This is a genomic window from Streptomyces sp. NRRL F-2664 (genome assembly GCF_000719345.1).
Lineage (GTDB): Bacteria > Actinomycetota > Actinomycetes > Streptomycetales > Streptomycetaceae > Streptomyces.
The window spans coordinates 1-1,337 of the sequence record NZ_JOFX01000209.1 but is presented as its reverse complement, the minus strand read 5'-3'; the positions used below and the strand labels follow the sequence as shown (position 1 = coordinate 1,337).

Genomic DNA, 1,337 nt, shown 5'->3' with positions numbered 1-1,337 from the left:
GGATGGCACATGCTCCGCCGCCGCCCGGCCCGCGACTGCGAAACCCTGCCCGCCCGCTCCGAAGCCGTCATCCACATCGCCATGACCGGCCTCATGGCCAGCCGCCCCACAGGCGAAGCCACCATCTCCTGGCGCGACCCGAAGAAGCCCGCCAAATGCCCCATCTGGGATCTTACGTAGACCGCTGATGGACAGTACTTGCGGCCCGCCCCCGGTAGTACGCGGAACGATTCCTACCTGAACACCCTCCGGTGCGCGCCACGAGATTTCCCACCTCCCCTGGCGCGCACCGGGGTGCGCTGGATCGCTTGATGGCCGACGCGGGATGAGTCTGACGCTCAGTATGAGTTGCAGAATGCGAGATCAGTGCCGCAATCGAATTGAGCGCGATTGAGAGGGGGGCGGGTTGGAGGCATCCTCATTAGGGCGGGAGTCGGAAAGGTTAAGAGGGTGTCCATTTTGATGAGTCTCAATCGGAGAAAACCCAGAACGGCTTGTTCTTGAATTTGAGACGGCTTGCTCCGTTCAGATTTTTATGGAGCCCTTCTCGTGCAGATTTCAGGCCTTTTATGAGCTCATCAAGCCCTTGAACGAACTCAACGTTCCAGTAGGCATCGGGGTCGGAAACCCCGCTTCTGGCCTCTTGGGCGGTTTTGAGATAGAAGTCAGACGCCACTAGGGGTGCATGCTCAACCGGGCTCCAGGACGGAGCGCTTATCGTGCTGCCCTCCATTACCTGCTCTGCGTCCGCGGCCATGAGGAGGGCAGCTGCGTTCCGGTACCTAGCGTCATACGTGTTCATCAGCTGGTCCGTAAGGGCGGATGTGTCAAGTTTATAGTCGCCGCTCTGCGCCATGCTGCGGACTCCGTCTACCCACTGAGTGATATCCATGTCGAAAAATCCCAGCTGTCGCTGAATTTCCTCTGCGCCGCCCCTTATTCGCCGCATTCTCTCGTGGGGCTGAATTTCGATTTGGAACATCAGCCAATTTTTTTTCGTTTCCGCCAGGCTTACTCTATCGCCTCCCGAAGTTATCGCTCCTGCCGGCGGCTTATGGCGCCCGCGAACGGCGTCGGTGGCCCGCTGCAAAGCTGCGGCGCGTCGTTCTTTCTGTTTACCGAGCTTGGTCCGGAACTTGAATGGCAGGTTTCCAGTGGGGTCGGTGTGCTCTTGAGGGTTGGCGTTGAAGGCTTGGTATTTGTTGAGGGGTGTGGGGTGGGGGTCGCGGGTGGTGAAGCGGCCGGTTTCGGGGTGGTAGGGGCGGGGGGGGGTGTAGTGGGTGCCGTTTTCGGTGTTGGTGTATTCGCCGCCGAAGCGGAAGGGGTTGGCGGCGGGG

General features: G+C 60.1%; 1 protein-coding gene and 1 pseudogene. One reads left to right on the top strand and one right to left on the bottom strand.

The window, feature by feature from the left end; genetic code table 11:
* A pseudogene (locus tag IF89_RS43995) lies at positions 1-180 on the top strand (IS5/IS1182 family transposase); the annotation flags it as partial.
* Between the two features lie 289 nt (positions 181-469).
* Here IF89_RS43995 and IF89_RS43990 read toward each other — a convergent pair.
* Positions 470-1,337 (bottom strand): RHS repeat-associated core domain-containing protein (locus IF89_RS43990; RefSeq protein WP_158718142.1); only part of this gene is annotated, 868 nt, incomplete at its 5' end.